At 41.4% G+C, this 17,851-nt stretch carries 17 protein-coding genes and 4 tRNA genes; 12 read left to right on the plus strand and 9 right to left on the minus strand.

Annotation, left to right across the window (positions count from 1 at the left end; genetic code table 11):
* Nucleotides 1-20 precede the first annotated feature (20 nt).
* The 4 genes from IZT61_RS10510 to era all read right to left on the minus strand — a co-directional run bounded on the left by IZT61_RS10510 (nt 21) and on the right by era (nt 3,849).
* Nucleotides 21-530, minus strand: coding sequence for a GNAT family N-acetyltransferase (locus IZT61_RS10510; RefSeq protein ID WP_196101086.1), 510 nt, complete (start codon nt 528-530; stop codon nt 21-23).
* A 448-nt stretch (nt 531-978) separates the two neighbouring features.
* On the minus strand, nt 979-2,280 hold the full coding sequence (gene der / locus IZT61_RS10515) for a ribosome biogenesis GTPase Der (protein WP_196101087.1): 1,302 nt from the start codon (nt 2,278-2,280) through the stop codon (nt 979-981).
* A gap of 154 nt (nt 2,281-2,434) precedes the next feature.
* Nucleotides 2,435-2,941 carry a TlpA family protein disulfide reductase gene (locus tag IZT61_RS10520; RefSeq protein WP_196101088.1) on the minus strand — a complete coding sequence of 169 codons (507 nt, stop codon included), beginning with the start codon at nt 2,939-2,941 and terminating at the stop codon, nt 2,435-2,437.
* 11 nt (nt 2,942-2,952) lie between these two features.
* Complete coding sequence (gene era / locus IZT61_RS10525) at nt 2,953-3,849, minus strand: GTPase Era (protein WP_196101089.1); 897 nt, start codon at nt 3,847-3,849, stop codon at nt 2,953-2,955.
* 113 nt (nt 3,850-3,962) lie between these two features.
* Here era and IZT61_RS10530 point away from each other — a divergent pair.
* Both IZT61_RS10530 and IZT61_RS10535 read left to right on the plus strand, forming a co-directional pair.
* A tRNA-Met gene (locus tag IZT61_RS10530) sits at nt 3,963-4,035 on the plus strand.
* A gap of 88 nt (nt 4,036-4,123) precedes the next feature.
* A tRNA-Glu gene (locus tag IZT61_RS10535) sits at nt 4,124-4,195 on the plus strand.
* A 123-nt stretch (nt 4,196-4,318) separates the two neighbouring features.
* Here the strand turns inward: IZT61_RS10535 and IZT61_RS10540 are convergent.
* On the minus strand, nt 4,319-6,772 hold the full coding sequence (locus IZT61_RS10540) for a mechanosensitive ion channel family protein (protein ID WP_230383940.1): 2,454 nt from the start codon (nt 6,770-6,772) through the stop codon (nt 4,319-4,321).
* 264 nt (nt 6,773-7,036) lie between these two features.
* Here IZT61_RS10540 and IZT61_RS10545 point away from each other — a divergent pair, with 264 nt between their 5' ends.
* The 4 genes from IZT61_RS10545 to IZT61_RS10560 all read left to right on the plus strand — a co-directional run bounded on the left by IZT61_RS10545 (nt 7,037) and on the right by IZT61_RS10560 (nt 9,175).
* Complete coding sequence (locus IZT61_RS10545; RefSeq protein WP_196101090.1) at nt 7,037-7,885, plus strand: hypothetical protein; 849 nt, start codon at nt 7,037-7,039, stop codon at nt 7,883-7,885.
* Nucleotides 7,886-7,931: 46 nt separating this feature from the next.
* A complete protein-coding gene (locus IZT61_RS10550; protein ID WP_196101091.1) occupies nt 7,932-8,462 on the plus strand; it encodes an outer membrane beta-barrel protein in 531 nt (176 codons plus the stop codon).
* 485 nt (nt 8,463-8,947) lie between these two features.
* Nucleotides 8,948-9,023: transfer RNA gene (locus IZT61_RS10555), tRNA-Met, on the plus strand.
* Between the two features lie 80 nt (nt 9,024-9,103).
* Nucleotides 9,104-9,175, plus strand: a tRNA-Glu gene (locus tag IZT61_RS10560).
* A 97-nt stretch (nt 9,176-9,272) separates the two neighbouring features.
* Here the strand turns inward: IZT61_RS10560 and IZT61_RS10565 are convergent.
* Both IZT61_RS10565 and IZT61_RS10570 read right to left on the minus strand, forming a co-directional pair.
* Nucleotides 9,273-11,150: a SulP family inorganic anion transporter gene (locus IZT61_RS10565; RefSeq protein WP_196101092.1), complete on the minus strand. Its 1,878-nt coding sequence runs from the start codon at nt 11,148-11,150 to the stop codon at nt 9,273-9,275.
* A gap of 413 nt (nt 11,151-11,563) precedes the next feature.
* Entirely contained in the window at nt 11,564-12,145 is a 582-nt protein-coding gene (locus IZT61_RS10570) for a hypothetical protein (RefSeq protein ID WP_196101093.1), read from the minus strand.
* 198 nt (nt 12,146-12,343) lie between these two features.
* Here IZT61_RS10570 and IZT61_RS10575 point away from each other — a divergent pair, with 198 nt between their 5' ends.
* The 6 genes from IZT61_RS10575 (at nt 12,344) to IZT61_RS10600 (ending at nt 16,190) form a co-directional block, all read left to right on the plus strand.
* The gene (locus IZT61_RS10575) at nt 12,344-12,568 is read left to right on the plus strand and encodes a CDGSH iron-sulfur domain-containing protein (RefSeq protein ID WP_196101094.1); all 225 of its coding nucleotides are present in this window, start codon (nt 12,344-12,346) and stop codon (nt 12,566-12,568) included.
* Nucleotides 12,569-12,974: 406 nt separating this feature from the next.
* Nucleotides 12,975-13,190 carry a hypothetical protein gene (locus tag IZT61_RS10580; protein WP_196101095.1) on the plus strand — a complete coding sequence of 72 codons (216 nt, stop codon included), beginning with the start codon at nt 12,975-12,977 and terminating at the stop codon, nt 13,188-13,190.
* Between the two features lie 102 nt (nt 13,191-13,292).
* Nucleotides 13,293-13,727 (plus strand): MarR family winged helix-turn-helix transcriptional regulator, encoded by a 435-nt coding sequence (locus IZT61_RS10585; RefSeq protein ID WP_196101096.1) that lies wholly within the window; start codon nt 13,293-13,295, stop codon nt 13,725-13,727.
* A gap of 17 nt (nt 13,728-13,744) precedes the next feature.
* Entirely contained in the window at nt 13,745-15,004 is a 1,260-nt protein-coding gene (locus IZT61_RS10590) for an MFS transporter (RefSeq protein ID WP_196101097.1), read from the plus strand.
* A gap of 4 nt (nt 15,005-15,008) precedes the next feature.
* Nucleotides 15,009-15,569, plus strand: a complete 561-nt coding sequence (locus IZT61_RS10595; RefSeq protein ID WP_196101098.1) for an isochorismatase family protein — start codon at nt 15,009-15,011, stop codon at nt 15,567-15,569.
* A 90-nt stretch (nt 15,570-15,659) separates the two neighbouring features.
* Nucleotides 15,660-16,190, plus strand: a complete 531-nt coding sequence (locus IZT61_RS10600; protein WP_196101099.1) for a hypothetical protein — start codon at nt 15,660-15,662, stop codon at nt 16,188-16,190.
* 196 nt (nt 16,191-16,386) lie between these two features.
* Here the strand turns inward: IZT61_RS10600 and IZT61_RS10605 are convergent, their stop codons facing one another.
* Together IZT61_RS10605 and IZT61_RS10610 are read right to left on the minus strand one after the other, a co-directional pair.
* A complete protein-coding gene (locus IZT61_RS10605; RefSeq protein ID WP_196101100.1) occupies nt 16,387-17,046 on the minus strand; it encodes a DUF1345 domain-containing protein in 660 nt (219 codons plus the stop codon).
* Nucleotides 17,043-17,831, minus strand: a complete 789-nt coding sequence (locus IZT61_RS10610) for an O-methyltransferase (protein ID WP_196101101.1) — start codon at nt 17,829-17,831, stop codon at nt 17,043-17,045. The genes IZT61_RS10605 and IZT61_RS10610 overlap by 4 nt, the downstream gene beginning before the upstream one ends.
* Between the last annotated feature and the right edge of the window lie 20 nt (nt 17,832-17,851).

Here is a 17,851-nt window from a genome sequence, read left to right on the forward strand (position 1 = left end):
CGCCGAAATAATTCGGGCTGTTAAAGCGCAATTTCAAACAGACTTAAGCTAATTCCTTCATAGTGTTTCGGCAGCCCTTCCGTTTTTTCCATTGTAACTACCCCAACATAATCAAAGCCGCAGCTGGTGTAATATGCTAAGAGCTTTTCATTATCCGCCCAGGTGTCCATTCTGATAAATTTGATATCGTTTTTTCGGGCGAAGTCTCTGGCCCATTTGATAATTTCCTTTACAAAAGAATATCCCCTAAACTCGGGATGAGTTACAATTCGGTGGATATAAATCAAATCATGATCACGCGCTCCCCAAATCAACTCATCGTTAAATGTAACTGCAAATACACAAGCCGCCACTCCATCGACCAAAATTTTATATTGCCTGTTCTCGGCAATCTCAGTTTCTACAAGCGCCCGACTAAAGCCCTGCCAATGTTTGTTAAACACCTTTTTTTGATGCGCAATAGCCATGTCGTAAAACTCGAAAATAGTATCAATGTCAGCTGCCCTGCTATTTTGTACTTTTAATTGCATGAAGCAAAGGTAAGGGTATTTTTGTGCTGCGAGAGGAAGGTGAACAGAGATTTTATAAAGTTTAGTGCCAGCTTTCGGACTGAGGAGAAGTTGCACCGTCGTTGCCTACCCGTTGGATCGGGCAGCGCTACCACTGACGTTCCAGTTCCGTCTTTGCGAAATCGATTTTTCATCGATTGAAGCAATCTCTATCGTAAACAGATTGCTTTGGCTGAGTTTATCTTGAGCATTTCGACTACGCTCAATACAAGCTCAAGCCGAAAGGCACAGGCCGGCCTCGCTACAGCATAGCCCTTTTGGGGCAATGATTACTCGGTGAAAAACCTGTCATCCCAACTCGTCTGTTCCTCTAAAAAGCGATGAAAATAGAATGCTGTAAAACCAAAAAGAGATGTCAAGCTTTTAAAGCTTGACATCTCTTAACCAATCAATTACCGCTAACTTCGGCTTACTTTTGTCTGAAGAAAATCTGGATTGGTGCACCAGCAAAGTCAAAGCTTTCTCGCAGTTTATTTTCGATAAAACGCTTATATGGGTCTTTAATGTATTGCGGCAAATTACAGAAGAATGCAAACATTGGCGAGGTGCCATTAATTTGGGTAATGTATTTGATCTTAATGTGCTTACCTTTCAATGCCGGCGGTGGAAATTTCTCAATCAGCGGCAACATTACATCGTTTAATTTAGACGTTGGGATTTTTTTACTGCGATTGTGGTAAACCTCTAAAGCGGCCTCTATTGCTTTAAAGATCCGTTGTTTATTTAAAACAGAAGTAAAGATGATCGGCACATCGGTAAAAGGCTTAATACGCTCTTTAATCTGCTCTTCAACTGCTTTCATGGTGTGGGTATTCTTTTCGATCATATCCCATTTGTTCACCAATATTACGATACCTTTTTTGTTCTTTTCGGCCAAATGGAAGATGTTGATGTCCTGACTTTCGATCCCATCCTGGGCATCGATCATAAGCACTACCACATCAGCTTCTTCAAGCGCCTTAATGGTACGCATTACTGAGTAAAACTCTAAATTTTCCTTTACTTTCGTCTTTTTTCTAAGCCCCGCAGTATCAATCAGCATAAACTCATGCCCGAACTGGTTGTAGTGAATTTTGATCGAATCGCGGGTTGTGCCAGCATTTGCGGTTACAATGTTCCGTTCCTTACCAATGAGTGCGTTTACCAGCGACGATTTACCTACATTGGGCCTTCCGGCAATGGTAATTTTTGGCAACTGATTTTCCTCTTCTGGCTCATCCTCAAAATTTTTGACCACTTCATCCAACAACTCGCCCGTTCCAGAACCCGTCATCGACGAAAGTGGAAATACTTCGCCAAGGCCGAAGCTATAAAAGGTATGAATTTCGTTGTAAAGGGCGGTATTATCTACTTTATTTGCACAAACAAAAACGGGCTTGTTGCTGCGGCGTAATACCTGCGCAATATCATCATCTAAATCGGTAATGCCGGTAGTTACATCGACCATAAAAACAAGCACACTGGCTTCTTCAATGGCGATCATTACTTGCTCACGAATAGCTGCCTCGTAAACATCCTCCGAGTTTGCCACATATCCACCCGTATCAATCACCGTAAATTGCTTATCGGTCCATTCGCCAACCCCATAATGCCTATCTCGGGTTACACCGCTCATATCATCAACAATAGCTTTACGGCTTTCTGTTAACCTGTTAAAAAGGGTGCTCTTACCTACGTTTGGTCTGCCTACGATGGCTATAATATTACTCATGTTGTGTAGTATTGATAATTAATGCTTATAGTTAATGGTCGGGATGTTTAGCAACAAGCATAAACTATTTGGCAATGAGCCATTGACTATCAACTACTAACCGAATTATTTCGGGCTGCAAAGGTACGGTTATTTTTTGTAACCTTAATTTATATTATTTTTTATACTTTTCTAAAAGGTCTTTTATCACTTTATCGGTCAGTTCGTTACCTTCCAGCAAAGGGAAACCCTCCCATCTAACTATTCCATTGGGATCGATTAATATGGCATGTGGAATGCCTTTAACCTGCAGCATATTCTTGGTAACGCCTTTGGTGTCAATCGCTTCGAAATATTTTATTTTAGGGTTATCAAAGGCTTGCACCTTGGCTGCAGTTTCATCAGATATGCCAATGATTGCGATTTTGTCGGCATATTTCTCTTGCAGGTTATTCAACGTAGGGATATAAGCCCTGCAGGGGCCACACCAGGTTGCCCAAAAATCGATCAGTACAAACTTGCCTTCGGTATCGGGCTGTTTCGAAACCCACTGCTCAACAATCAACTCCGGTGCCTTCTCGTTCAAAATTGACTTCGCCCATAGTTTTTTGCCATTATTAGATTCTTGCGCAGAACTGATGGCAGCCATAAACAGTAGAACAACGGTAAAGACTTTTTTCATATTGTTAGGGATTAGTTATCGTAGCCAAAACTTTTTAAATAGTTCTTTTTGCTTCTCCAATCGGGAATAACCTTAACAAAGAGCTCTAAAAAAACTTTGCTATCCAAAAACTTTTCGGCTTCGATACGGGCCTCAGTACCAACTTTTTTAAGCATGCTGCCACCCGTGCCAATCAAAATGTTTTTTTGCGAGTCGCGTTCAACCACAATTTCGGCGCTGATTCGGATCATTTGTCCCTTGCCGTTTTTAAGCGGCTCTTCCTTAAAGCTTTTTACAATTACCTCGGTGCTGTAAGGGATTTCTTTCTGGTAGTTCAGAAAAATCTTTTCGCGGATTATTTCCGAAATGAAAAACCTTTCGGAGCGATCGGTCAGCTCTTCTTTATCGTAATACGCCGGATGCTCTGGCAAAATCGATAACACCTGATCCAAAATCCCCTCAACATTGTGGTTGTGAAGTGCAGAAATTGCATAAATGGAAACCGGATTTAACTTTTCTTGCCAATAAGCAATTTTCTCGTCCACCTTTTCCTGCAATGCCTTATCTATTTTGTTGATCAGAACAATTGTTGGAATGTCGCGATCGAGAATTTTCTCCAAAACGTCATCCTCATCATATTCCTCATTTATGTCAGTTACAAATAAAAGTACATCAGCATCCGTTAACGAACCGTTTACAAAGCTCATCATACTCTCTTGTAAAGAGTATTTTGGCTTAATAATTCCGGGAGTGTCTGAGAAAACGATCTGATAATCTTCTTCATTTACGATACCCAAAATGCGGTGTCTTGTGGTTTGGGCCTTCGGCGTAATAATGCTAAGCCGCTCACCTACAAGTACATTCATGAGTGTTGATTTTCCAACGTTGGGTTTACCAATAATACTAACAAAACCTGCTTTATGCGCCATTGAAATATTTTTTAAAATAAATTTGCAGCACAAAGAAACGAATTATATCTTTGCATTCCAATTCGGAAAGAGAGTTAAGGATTTAATTCAAATGAAAAACGAGTTGTATATAATGCGGGGTGGAGCAGTTGGTAGCTCGTCGGGCTCATAACCCGAAGGTCGCACGTTCGAGTCGTGTCCCCGCTACTAAAAAGAGTCTGAAGTCAGTTAGTCCTAAGTCAATAGTCGTTACGACTCAAGACTGAGAACTCGAGACTAAGGACTGAAAAAAAATGGCCCGTTCGTCTAGGGGTGAGGACGCCAGATTTTCATTCTGGAAACAGGGGTTCGATTCCCCTACGGGCTACAGAGCGGCTTACAGAAAGCCAAACAGATTTAAACCGACTTTGAGTCGGTTTTTCTTTTTTAGAACCCGTTCGTCAAATTCGAAAACTTCATAAACGTATCGACTCTAACAAACGGAAATAAATCAATTATCTTTTTTCTGTATTTGTTGCACGTTATGGCCTTCGTTCACATAAATTTCTTGTCTTTGCACAGGCATGTTAATGTTGTTTTTTTTCAAGGCTGCAGATATGGCGATAATCATATCCGTCTTAGTTGCTGCAGCTTCTCGGTAATCTTTTACCCAAAAAAACAGTTTCACCTCGATTGAATTACTGGTAAATTGCTCATACTGTAAAAGCGGTGCCGGTTTCTTTAAAATCTTCGGTTCGCCATTCAGCATTTGCAGTAATATTTCTCTGGTCGCCTCCAAATCAGCGTTGCAATCAACGCCTAAGGCGATAGAAATTCTTCGGTGGTTTCCGGCGAGTGTCCAATTAATTAAATGAGAATTTAAAAGGTCGCCATTTGGCATCACTACATCCGCACCGTCAAAAGTGGTAATCACGCTACTTCTAAAACCAACCGATTTCATCGTTCCGGCTTGTCCATCAATATCCACAATATCGCCTACGTTAACGGGTTTCTCGAACGCAATAATCAATCCGCTAACCAAGTGGTTTACCATTGTTTGGAGGCCAAAACCGATACCGATGCCCAGCGCCCCCAAAACAATCGCAATCCTATCAATGGGGATTCCGGCAGCAGCAACGGCAAGAAATAGCCCGATACCGAGAATGATAATGCGAATTAAAAGCAGCCAGCTACCCACGCCGTGGAGGTTGTTATACTCATCCTTATCATGCATTAAGTGCCTATCCGATGCAAAAAAGGACACAATCTTCGAGATCACCAGAGCAACCGCCATAATGATAAAGAACAACAATAAACTGTTGATGCTAAAGCCGTAATCGCCCAATGTGCGCTCCCTCGCCAGAAAATCACGCAAAGGGCCTACAATATAGTCAAATCCCGAAAAATTTCGCCCGAAAAGGATCAACCACCCGAGCACCACCAAAGCATAAAATAGTGGCGGCACCCTTTTACCGACTTTGTCAAAATTGAGAAAGAACAACTTTATATCTTGCTGTGTATACACATTGAATGCTAAAAACAGTCCCTCATTAATCAGCCGGATAGTCCATAAAAATAAAATGGCGATCACCACATTCAAATAGCCACTAATAAGCAAAGCTTTTGCCAAATTATACCTGCCAAACACATTTGCCAATCCGGAGCCAAACTCAAGTATCACCATGAAGGCGATTGATATGATAATCAGCTTTTCGCGAAGTTCCTCCCGCTTGCCTTTAAAAACAATCAAAGTTCCGACTAGTACGCCTACCAAGGCCAAGATCAACATGGCCCATCTTTCTGGCCTTGATGCCTGAAGGATCACGTTATCTACCGCGGTAAGCAAAAAGAGGAACACCATTGATAGCCATACCCGCATCCAATATTTGGTAATAAACCGATGGAACATGATGCTAAGGCAAACACAGGAGATTGTCCAAAAAATTACGCCCAATAAAAATGGTGGCGAGAGGAAAATAAACTGGAAGATATTGATCACGATCAAGATTGCCGACAAGGGCGGATAGCGCAACACGAGCTGTCCTTCAAAATTATTGGCCAAGAGATCGTTACCCCTGTAAATCGATTTTAAAGAATACAGATAGAGGCACGCTCCCGATATCAATAAAAGCATAACAAGCAACTTGCCGATATTATTTTCGAGGTAAAAGGTTAAGGTTAGCCAACCTTTTGCCTTGGCCTGTGCTACGATTTCAGTAAACGGCCTATAGGAGGCAATTGGCTCCCAAATGTTATGAATTTCATTTTTAAAGGTATTGGTAGCCACTTGCCGTTGATAGTTGGCAATCTCATCCAAACTGGTTTGCAACCTAAATACGAGCAGATTGGCCTCATTTAATAAAGTTTGCGTTTCAAGTGCCGAGCGCCTGAGCGCACTGTCTACCGGGTGTACTTCAACGGCCACCACACTTATTTGTTGCAGGTACCGCGTCAGCAGCACAGAATCGACCGGGAATTTAAATAGCGCCGGGGCGCTGAGCAATGAATCAATTCGGGTGCGATAGCCGTTAAGGCGTTGTTGGCGAAGATCCAATGCCTTTTTATGATCTGTAGCGATGGAGAGCAATCCATCCAAAATTTTGGCCGTAGCCGTCAGGTTTCGATAGGTTTGAACGGAACCTTTGTTGGTAAACACGCCATCACCAGCCAAAACAAAGTGACTTTCGATTCGGTTAAGCGTTGCAGTTTCGGTAACTGAATCCCTAAATCCCTGAAGAAAGATCTTCGACTCTTGAACATTTTTCTTGATTTCTTCGAGCAGCTTGCCCTGAGCCAGTACCGCTTTGTCAGCTTCAAATTCATCGGCGCTCTTCTTTGCAGATTGCTTTGCAAACACCTTCATTTGCTCAACAAAACTCTTTTTATTGCTATCTATTTTCCTTTCGCCAGCAGTGTTGTTAGGCTCTTGTGCATTTACCGAAAAAACAATTAAACAAAAAGCCATTAATTTGGCAAATAGAAATAGGGAGGATTTCATAAACGCATCAATTGGTATGCACAAGTTAAAGCATTTATCTGGTGCTGAGCACGGTGTTAGGATTTATTTTCTGTAAACCAGCTTTTTATTTAGATCGGCTTACATAAACGATGATGCGGTTAAAAAAAGACTATGCCGCCGTGTTAAGCGAACATTAATTTTCGCCGTGCGACATTCTTTACAACGATAAATAACTATATTTGAGTTAAATAAGTCCTACCCTATCATACTATGAAAAAACAATTCTTACTGCTCGCAGCACTGCTGCTGTCGGCCGGCGTTTTTGCCCAAACAGGCGCAAGGCCAAACGTAGACATTATTACGAAAGCAAACGGCGAAGAACTTAAAGGAAAGGTAATTAAGGTTACCGATAATGATGTTAGCTTTGTTTATTCCGGAGAAACTGCAGAATATGTACTCAAAAAATCAGATCTTCAAAAAATTACCTATTCCAGTGGAAGATCGGAAATACTAAGCCAAGCCGGGCTACCGGCACGAGAACGCCAAAAAGAGTCGCTTACCATGGCAGCCTCTCCTGCAGATCACCACAATAAAATTGCGGTGTTGCCCTTTACCTTTTTGATGGATAACCAACCTGGGGCGGAGGCACTCGGCTACAAGGCACAGGAAGATACTTATAGCTTTTTAGCACAACATACTGCGGGTTACACCATTCTTGATCCGAGAACAACCAACGCCCTGTTAGGAAAGGCAGGCGTAACGAAAGATAAGATGATGAATTACACGATGAAAGAGATTTGCGACATCCTTGGTGTAGAATATGTTATTGATGGCTCGGTTAGCCAAAGCAAGGGCTACCAAACCAGCACCACAACGGCAAGCTCAAACACCAAGGTTAAAAGAGATGGTGATAAGCCGATAAAAGGGGCCTCCACTTCAGAGTCGAGCTATAGCAATGCTGCGCAACGTTACGATGTTGCTGTTAGCCTTCACATTTATATGGATAATAACGCGAGTATTTACAATCAAAACCACAAAGCGTTTTTAAGCAGTGTGGATGCATCGTACAACAGCCCCTTAGAATATTTGTTAAAAAGATGCCCGCTTTATCGCAAATAAGCTTTCAATAATAAAAACACGATAAAACAGCTTTATCCCTACCAACATGATCAAAAAGAAGTTTTTACTCGCCATTCTAGCTGCCTTTCCGATTATTGCCCTGGCACAGAAAAACACAAATTACCTTAAGGTTTCTGCTCAGGCAGCAATTCCTACCGGCAATTTGGCCGATGTTGTGCATGTGGGCAATGGCATAGCAGTACAGGGTGCTTTCGGCTTTAGCAAACTTCCACAATACCTCACTTTGGAAGCAGGATATAACCGCTTTAAGGTTAAAAATCTGCCGTCGGGCGCATCAGGCCATTACAGCGCACTTCCCATCTATGCCGGATACCGGGCCAGGCTCGATCAATTTGTTTTTGACGCACAGGCGGGCGTATCCTTTAATCACATCGACGCATCGTCGTCAAACGTAAATGCGCACGCAAACCAAACAGCTTTTGGCTGGGCATTTGGCGCAAGTTATTTAATCAAAGGAATCGAACTTGGCCTAAGGTATCAAAGTTCAGAGGGTAGCCGTGATGTTTCAGTAATTCGGTTTTTGGGAATAAGAGCAGGATACAATATTTCGTTATAGTGTAATTTGGTTAATTTCTACACTACTCCAAACCTAAAACCTCCCTTTCCATTTAGAAGTCAAAGATCCCGCTTTACCTAAATAGCGCAATAGCGCCTGATTTACCCACACCTGAATTTTGGTGTGGGTAAACAGGACTTGTAATCAACATAACTAACCAAAAATTATACTGAGTGATTGAATTGGTGTAAGCGATAAGCCAACCTATTGTTTTTATTTAGACCAATTATAAACAAAGAAACTAAGTATACGCTGATATTCCAAATATTTTATAGAAAAAATAAACTTACGTGCTCGGCAAAACTGCAACAGGTTAATTATCAGCTATCCAATCTGTACGCTAATCGGCTGCTAAGCTTAGGCGTTGGGAAGAAAAAATCGGCATGATGATTTTTTTGAAAATATTGTTAAAAGAAGTTTTGGTAATTTCAAAACAAATCATACTTTTGCACTCCTTCAAACGGAGTATTGAAGTGTACATATAATGCGGGGTGGAGCAGTTGGTAGCTCGTCGGGCTCATAACCCGAAGGTCGCACGTTCGAGTCGTGTCCCCGCTACCAGTTCAGTCTAAAGTCAATAGTCCTAAGTCAGCAGTCGTCAAGACTAAAGATTGAGAACTCAAGACTTAAGACTAAAAAATGGCCCGTTCGTCTAGGGGTTAGGACGTTAGATTTTCATTCTAGAAACAGGGGTTCGATTCCCCTACGGGCTACTTAAAGGGAAAAGTTCATTGAATTGAACCTTTCCCTTTTTTGTATCTTTTATTTACTGTTAAGCATTTGGGCGCTGCGGTTTTTACTTTGCCTTATTTATATCTTTTTCAGATTCTGCTCAATCCATACCAAGCAGCTTCTAAAGTCTGGGAATAGCGCCTCGGCGGGGATCAAATTTGGAATAATTTTAATTCTCTCCATCATGTAACGCGGCTGGTTTTGAATATTAACAAACAAAACCTTTATCCCTCGTTCCGACATATCCATAAATATGTCTTCAAGCGTATAAACACCACTCTGATCGAGGTACGGAACGGCATCCAACCGGAGCACAAGCACCTGGGCCGATCTCGGGATTTGATTGGCCAGCTCCTTTATTTCGCTCGTCACTCCAAAAAACAACGGCCCATCTAAATGCTTAATGTAAACTTCCTGTTTTAAGTTGTCGGCCAGTTCAATTTCATCCGCCCACATTTCCTCGGGCGGCAGTTCATGAAAATTCTTCAGTTCGGAACGCTTCGCGGTAAAATCGCCCATTTTTTTCATAAACATTAACGAAGCGATAATTAAACCAATGCCCACGGCATTAACAAGGTTCCAAAAGGTAGAAAGTACCATTACCACAAACATGATAATCATTTCTGAGCTCAGCTTAACCGGACCAAACTGAATGTCTTTGGGCAGGTTTGGAATGGCTTTTAGCCCTTTATAATCCATAACGCCAATACCAACGGTTAACAGGATGCCTGCTAAAACCGCAGCCGGAATTTTAGACGCAACAGGGCCGAGCGCCAGCAAAACGATCAGCAACAGCACGCCGGCCGTCATGCCCGAGAGGCGTGTTTTACCCCCTGCATTAATGTTAACCACTGTACGGATGGTAGCGCCAGCACCGGGGATGCCACCAAAAATTGCGGCGATGCTGTTTCCAATCCCCTGCCCTACCAGCTCGCGGTTTGGGATATGCTTTGTTCGCGTTAAGTTATCGGCCACCACGCTGGTTAACAACGAATCAATTGACCCCAGTAAGGCCAAAGTAATTGCAGAGAAAATATATGGAGATATGCTTCCAAAATCGAACTTAGTAAATATGTCCAGGTTGGGAATTGGAATGCCGCTCGGAATTTTATCAATTGGTATGTAATCTAAACCTAGCCCCACAGCTATACCCGACATTACAACTAATGCCACCAAAGTGCTCGGAATTACGGTAGTGATTTTTTTGAAGCCATAAATAATTACAACGGTGCCAATTGCCAGCAAAAATTCGAGTAGGTTAATTTTCGAAATGGCCCGTGGCAGTACTTTTAAGGCACCCAAAACTCCCGAAGTTTCTTTCGCAGCTAACGTTCTTGATTCTTTCAAAACGTCTTCCTGGCTAATAAGGGCGGCTTTTTGAACGGTACTCTGAAAATCATCCAAAACCAGAAAGTTCTTACTCGCCTCATCAGCCAGTATGTTTTTCAATATCACTTCTTCGGCCTGCGGCTTAAAGGAATTTACCAATTCCATATCATTTTTAGAATAGTAGCCAACCATAGGTAAAAGCTGTGTGATGATGATGATTAACCCAATAGCAGTCATAAAACCCGAAACCACAGGATAAGGAATATACTTTATGTATTTCCCCATGCCGGTAATCCCCAACAGAATTTGCGCTAATCCGGCGAGCAGAAAAACGGTTAAAATAGCGGGTAAGGCTCTATTCACATCTCCTTCATTTAGCCCAACAATTCCAGCTACTACAATCATACTTACAGCAGTCATCGGAGCTGTAGGGCCGGATATTTGAGTGCTGGTGCCACCGAAAAGTGCCGCAAAAAAAGCGATAAAAATTGCACCATAAAGGCCAGCTGTTGGCCCCAATCCAGAGCTGACACCAAAAGCCAATGCCAGCGGAAGCGCAACAATGCCCGCTGTAATGCCACCAAATACATCTCCCTTGATGTATTTAAAATCAAATAAGTTTTTCATCTTCAATAAAGTAATCAATAGTTAATTTGGTACCGCTTATACAGCTGTACGTTTTGAGGGATGATTGTAAATTCCAATCCAGGTTTGCCTTCCACGTTACTCAATACAAAGCAGGTGGTCTTATAACTAATCATCATAAAGAAGGACAAAGTATCCAATCCAGCTACTTGTAAATGGATCTTCTATGTTTGGTCTTCTAATAATATCAATAAATTTTGGATTTTACAAGCACTTCAGCCAAAATAAGTGCAAACCAGGTCGATCGTGAGGAAATACCTTCAAACAACTCTAACTGGTTTTTGAAGGTGCAAAAGATGCGTAAAATGTGCGCCGATGATGGTTGTAGGAAATATTGATGGCAAAAAAAAAGACATTAAACTGAATTAATGCCTTTCTACTATTATTTATTTGGATTACTGGACGATCACATTACTAACAAGATAACCCTTGGCCCTATTGTTCGGATCGTGTGTTACTGTTGCTTTTAAAACTACGTTGTTAGCCCAGTCTTGGTCTGTGTGAAACTTTTGCCGCAACGCAACCAGCTCATCTAATTGCTTTTTCACGGCTTCATTTTCTGGTATTAAAACATAGTTACTATAATAAATGATGTTTTTGTCTATCCAAACGGCTAGCGTGCTGCCAAAAATCGAATTGTTTTTTAAGGAGATTTCGAAAGGTTCGGTTCCAAAGTAGCGTTCTTTACTAACTACCCGAACAAATTTGTACCAACGATCGGGGCCGTCTTGCGGTGGGTCTTTCGGAATGTACATTTGAGCTTTAACCTCATAGGTATAGCCCAATTCGCGTTCGTCAAAACCTTCCAGGTAGGTTGTTGCCGGTGTTTTCGATGGCAGAACATATAGCTTTTGGTCGCCAGCAGTGGCGTAATGATCGACGAAAAGCGTAACAACCTGGCCCGATGTGGCATTTAAAGGGTCCTTTTTACAACTGACGAACAATGTTGCAGCAATGAATAAGTAAAGATAGCGCATGGTATTAAAGGTAAGGTTTCTATCTTAAACGAGCAACGAAATAAAAACACTACAAAGGCTAACCTGGTGAAACTTGCCTTTCAACAGACTTGTTTTTTGAACTTGTAGTATCTTCATTTGAGAATGTCTCTAAATTAAAAATCGATCGTGTGTTTGCCACATCTATCCGTTAATTTTGCGGCTTACTAACAAAATCAGATGTCTAAAACAAAACTTACAATCAACAATAACGGCTCGGTTAAAATAGAGGGCGATTTCGAAATCGTAGATAAGAACGGGAATGAATATGGCTTGCAAGGAAGAACGGTGCTTTCGATTTGCAGATGTGGCCTATCAAACAATAAACCGTTTTGCGATGGTGCACATAAAGGCCATTTTGAGCACGAGGCCATTGCTTTCGATCTTCCTCCAAAAAAGGTTTAAAAAAATTGAGGCTGTTTCAAAAGTCGACTTTTCCTCCCAAGGGATGCCTTTGGCATAGATTTCCCTTCCAAACTAAATCCGATAGCTATCGGATCTGAGCTTAGGGTGTCGTTTGCTTTTTGAGACAGTCTCAAAACATGTTTTTGCAGATCAATTTTAAACACGCAACCGAGTAAATGCACTGCGTGTGCAAATCGCTTCCAAAAGTGGCCAACCTTCTTCCGCTTAATTGAGCATCAACATCGAACTCATTCCTTGTTCAAATACCGGCCCGAATTCGATATTACTCAACCACAACATCATTTCTCATTTTCTGCTTTTAAAGCTTAATTCACAACTCATTTTAATTTCGCCGAACTATTGTCATCAACCGGGTGTTATTGATCTATTAATTTGAATTAAGCAGATGGCAAAGGAAAAAAAGAAATCGAGTAAGAAAAAGGGCGGAAAGAAAAAGGACAAAAAGAAGAAAAAGGGGCTCAAAAAGAACAAGCTTGGCGTAAAGAACTCGTTGGTTAACAATATTAACGCCCGTAAAAAGAAAGGCAAATCGCGATCAAAGAAAAAATCGAAGATCAGTAAAAAGGCGTATAAAAAAATGCAAAAAGGTTGGAAGAAGTAATTTTCCTAAAATCTTTTTAATGTCAATAAAATAAATTCTAGAAATAGGATCGGCTATTTGCACTATATTTGTAAGGTAAACTTATAAGTTTTACTTACAATTATGGAATCAGAAAATAGTACCTTAATTGCTTCACAGCTTCGCACGGTTTTAGCTCGACTTAACCGAAAACTGCGGAAATTATCCCCATCAAACACGGTTCTGTCTCAAACAGAGCGCTCTGTTCTGGTTTTGCTAGAGCAGCACGATTACATGCTATCTGCAGAACTGGCAGGAATCGAAAAAATCACCCCGCAATCGATGGGCGCATTACTAAATCACTTAGACGAGCTTAAGCTCATTTCAAAAACGGCATCGGAAAGCGACCGAAGAAAGATTCATATTTCTCTTTCTGAAAGTGGAAAACAAATGCTGGAACAAGTGAGGCATGAACGCGATGAGTGGCTGAGCAAAGCCCTTGCCGAAGCTTGTACACCACAAGAACAATTAATTTTAAAAGAAGCTATAGGTCCTTTAACAAAACTGGTTAATTATTAATCATTTGGCCTTACATTATGAATATTAGTACATTTAATGCATTTAAAAGCCGTAATTACCGACTTTATTTTGGCGGACAATCTGTTTCATTAATTGGAACATGGATGCAAAAAACCGCCGTAAGCTGGGTTGTTTATGAACGAACCCACTCTAACTTTATGTTGGGCTTAACGCTTTTTGCGAGCCTTTTTCCCTCTTTTATTTTCTCGTTTATAGGCGGCGTTGCTTCCGATCGATACGATCGATACAAGCTGTTATTGCTTACGCAAATCGCTTCGATGGTTCAGGCTGTTTTAATGACGCTTTTAATTTTTACGAAGCATTATGAAATGTGGCAAATTATTTCGCTAAGTGCTTTATTGGGCTTAATTAACGCATTTGATGTTCCTGCAAGGCAATCGCTGGTATTCGAAATGATCGATAACAAGGAGGATTTACCGAATGCGCTGGCCTTAAACTCATCGATGGTTAACCTTTCGAGGCTCATCGGGCCGGGGTTGGCTGGAATCGCCCTGGAGACTTTGGGTGACGATGTGTGTTTTGGATTAAACGCAATGAGCTTTATCGCCGTAATTGGATCGTTGTTAATGATGAGATTGCCAAAATACGTCTCGAAACCACACACCAAAAACGTTATTGGCGAATTAAAAGAAGGTTTCAGCTACTTGAAATCTACGCCATCTATCGCCTACGTAATCGTTACACTGGCCCTAATCAGTTTATTTGTGTTGCCGTTTAGTACGCTGATTCCGGTGTATGCCAAAGATATCTTTAAAGGAACAGCCTCAACGTTTGGCGTAATAGATAGCGTAATTGGCCTGGGCGCTTTTTCTGGTGCCATGTTTCTGGCTTCGCTAAAACCGGGGAGAAATCTTCGCCGAATCCTGGCTATCAACACGCTTATATTTGGTGCCGGCCTCGCCTTGTTTTCGCACACCACTTATTACCCTGTTGCGTTGTTTTTTGCTACCATTTCCGGTTTCGGCATGATGTCGCAAATTACCATCAGCAACACGTTAATTCAGACTTCAGTCGACCCCAATATGCGGGGACGGGTAATCAGTTTTTATGCAATGGCCTTTTTTGGCATGCAGCCTTTGGGTGGTTTGATCATTGGGAGCCTATCGCAGCTAATTGGCACGCAAAATACCGTATTGTTTCAAGGAACGGTTGCTATTTTAATCGGCTGTTTTTCATACAGAAGGTTGTACCGCAACGAGACGAAACACAGCAGAGTAGATAAATCGATGAACAAACTCGCATTCGAAAAAATTTAATAAAATGATTACTGAACTAGATAAAAAAACAGCGCTTGTACTGATCGACTTACAAAATGGAATTGTTCAACTACCGGTGGTACATCCGGTTGAAACGGTTTTAAGAAATGCGGCCAAATTGGTTGCTGCTTTTAGAGCGGCGAAATTGCCGATTGTAGTTGTAAATGTTAACCCCGAAAACAATACGTTACGAAAGGACGCAAAAACCGGCTCGTTTGAAGCATCGGCCGATTGGCTAAAAATTGTTCCTGAGATTGAAACGCAAAGCGATGATATATTGATCACAAAAACCACCTGGAATGCCTTCACAAATCCGGATTTGGTTAAAGCGCTGCGAGAACGAGAGATAACAGGCATCGTTTTAGCAGGCATTTCTACAAGTATTGGCGTTGAAGGAACGGCCAGAAACGCAAATGAACTGGGTTACAACATCGCCTTTGCGGTAGATGCAATGAGCGATTTATTTGTTGACGCACATGAACATAGTTTAAAAAGAATTTTTCCTCGAATTGGTGAAATTGGAACTACTGACGAGATTGTAGAGAAGCTTGCACAAATAGGATAAAAACTACAGGCAAATTAGCCTGATTATAAGCCCCGAACACAAAAAACTGATAATCATTATTTTCGGCTATCTTTGCGTAAAATAAAAACAATGGCTGTATTACATAAAAAGGAAGAAAAGATTCAGGCGGTACTGGGAAGGTTGCCAAAAAAATATACTGACGAGCAATTTGTCGAAATGTTTATCAAAGTTTACTCAAAGGATTGGGGTAAAATAAAATCGGCCTACATTAAGCAATCTCAAGATAAGGAGCCGGGAACGGTAATTAATATGCCTAAGCCAGAAGTTTATTTAAAACAGGTTTTGGCCAACTACCTGCAACAAGCTGATGCAACAAAGGTGGCAGAAACTGAGGAAAAAGCGGCCGAGCCAGCCCCAGTTGCAGAAGTGAAAAAAGCAAAAGCGCCAGCCAGCAAAAAAACCGCGGATAAAGAAGTGACCGCTGAACCAAAAAAAGCTAAGGCTCCGGCCAAAAAGAAAGCGGCCGCGACCGAGGAAGTTGTTGCTGAAACAAAAAAACCAAAAACAGCGGCAAAGAAAAAAACCGATGCTGCTGATGAAGAATTGGCCGCTGAAAAGAAACCAAAAGCAGCAGCGAAAAAGGCTTCAGTAAAAAAATAAAATATTTTTTAAGCTTGAGATAATAAATTTCCATTTTGGTTGTTTATATATCTGAGAGCGTTAATTTAGATGACGGGGATAGGTCGGTATGATTTATCCCCGTTCTTTTTTTATAGCGTTACAAGCGCTCGTATTTCGGGGTAATACATTACAATTTGTGTGTGCATTAACTTTGGTTTGCCGCAGCAGTATTCAATTATTTGCTTAATCCGGCCAGTGCATTTATAGTTAGGGCAACAATAACCGTATTAAAAATGAAAGCAATGAGGCTATGCAGTAACGATGTCCGCCGAATGTGCCTTGAAGAAATCTCGACATCTGATACTTGAAAAGTCATCCCCAAAACGAACGAAAAATAAGCAAAATCGACGAAGTCTGGTTCACTGTCGCCCGGAAATTCGAGGCCGGTGCCCTTGTTGGTATTGCTGTCGCCGTAATACATGTGAGCGTATCTCATGCTAAATGTGGTATGAACAAGAAACCACGACAAAAACATGCCCGAAATGGCCACAATCAGGTCAATCGGTTTAATATCCTTATTAATCAAAAGCAAAATTACAGCAAGCAGCCCCGCAAAGGTTGAAACCAATACAATGGCAAAAATCTCGCCCCGGGTTTCATCCTGCATCCTGGCCTTAAGGTGTGTTTGGGAGGCCGATGTGTGGAAAAACATATACCAATGAATCGCAATGAGTACCAGGCAAAAGGCATCCCAACCGAGCATAATGTGCGTCAACACACTCATTTCCAATAAAAGTGAACCGAGATAAACAAAGAGCCCTGCGGCCAGGCTTACCATTAAAATGTACAGCGCCGACCGCTTTTGTATGCCCTTTAGTTTCGGTTCTTCATTCATTGGTTAAATTTCAGTTTGAAATGTTCTTTCGCTTGCCCCTTTTTAAAAAATACCAGGCCAATCCAAAACAAATCGACGGTTACGGTAACATCGGGGTGGTTTTTAATTTCCTCCCACGCCTCTTTCATTCCCTGGCTCCAGTAAATATCGTCAAAAATCAACAACGATTGCTCAGTTACCTTTGGCAAGCACCATTTAAAATAATTTAGCGTCGCATCTTTCCGGTGGTTACCATCTATATAAACAAAATCTAAAGTGGGTTGCCGGGCAATGATATCAGGCAAAATCAAATCGAAGTTACCAACATGAAGTTCAATATTGCTGAGGTCTAAATCCTGAAAGTTTTTGTTCGCTACCGCAGCGGTTTCCGGGCAGCCTTCTATACTGATAATCTCGGCTTCAGGGCAAGCTTTCGATAAATACGAGGTGGTAATACCTAAACAGGTACCCAACTCAATGGCGGTTTTAGGGTTGGTATCTTTCGCCAGTCGGTAAATTAATTTGGCCAACCGTGGGCTTTTTAAAGCATTTTTGGCAATCTGGCTTACTTTCTTTGTTCTGTTTTTATTTAAGTGAGAACCTGCTCCAAGGTCAGTAACCGTGATTATTGAATCGTCATTAAAAAGTTTTTTTCGTTGCTCTTCAATATTTTTGTATTCAGATTTGTTACTAAAATCGTAAATTACCTCATCAGCAAGTTTATAAACGAATGGCGAATGGGTGCCATGACGGGTTTTTGCTGTTAAACGGTGTTTAACATAATCGGTAATGAATTGAAATAGCATAATATTGCAAAAGTAATTAA

The organism is Pedobacter endophyticus, assembly GCF_015679185.1.
Classification (GTDB): domain Bacteria; phylum Bacteroidota; class Bacteroidia; order Sphingobacteriales; family Sphingobacteriaceae; genus Pedobacter; species Pedobacter endophyticus.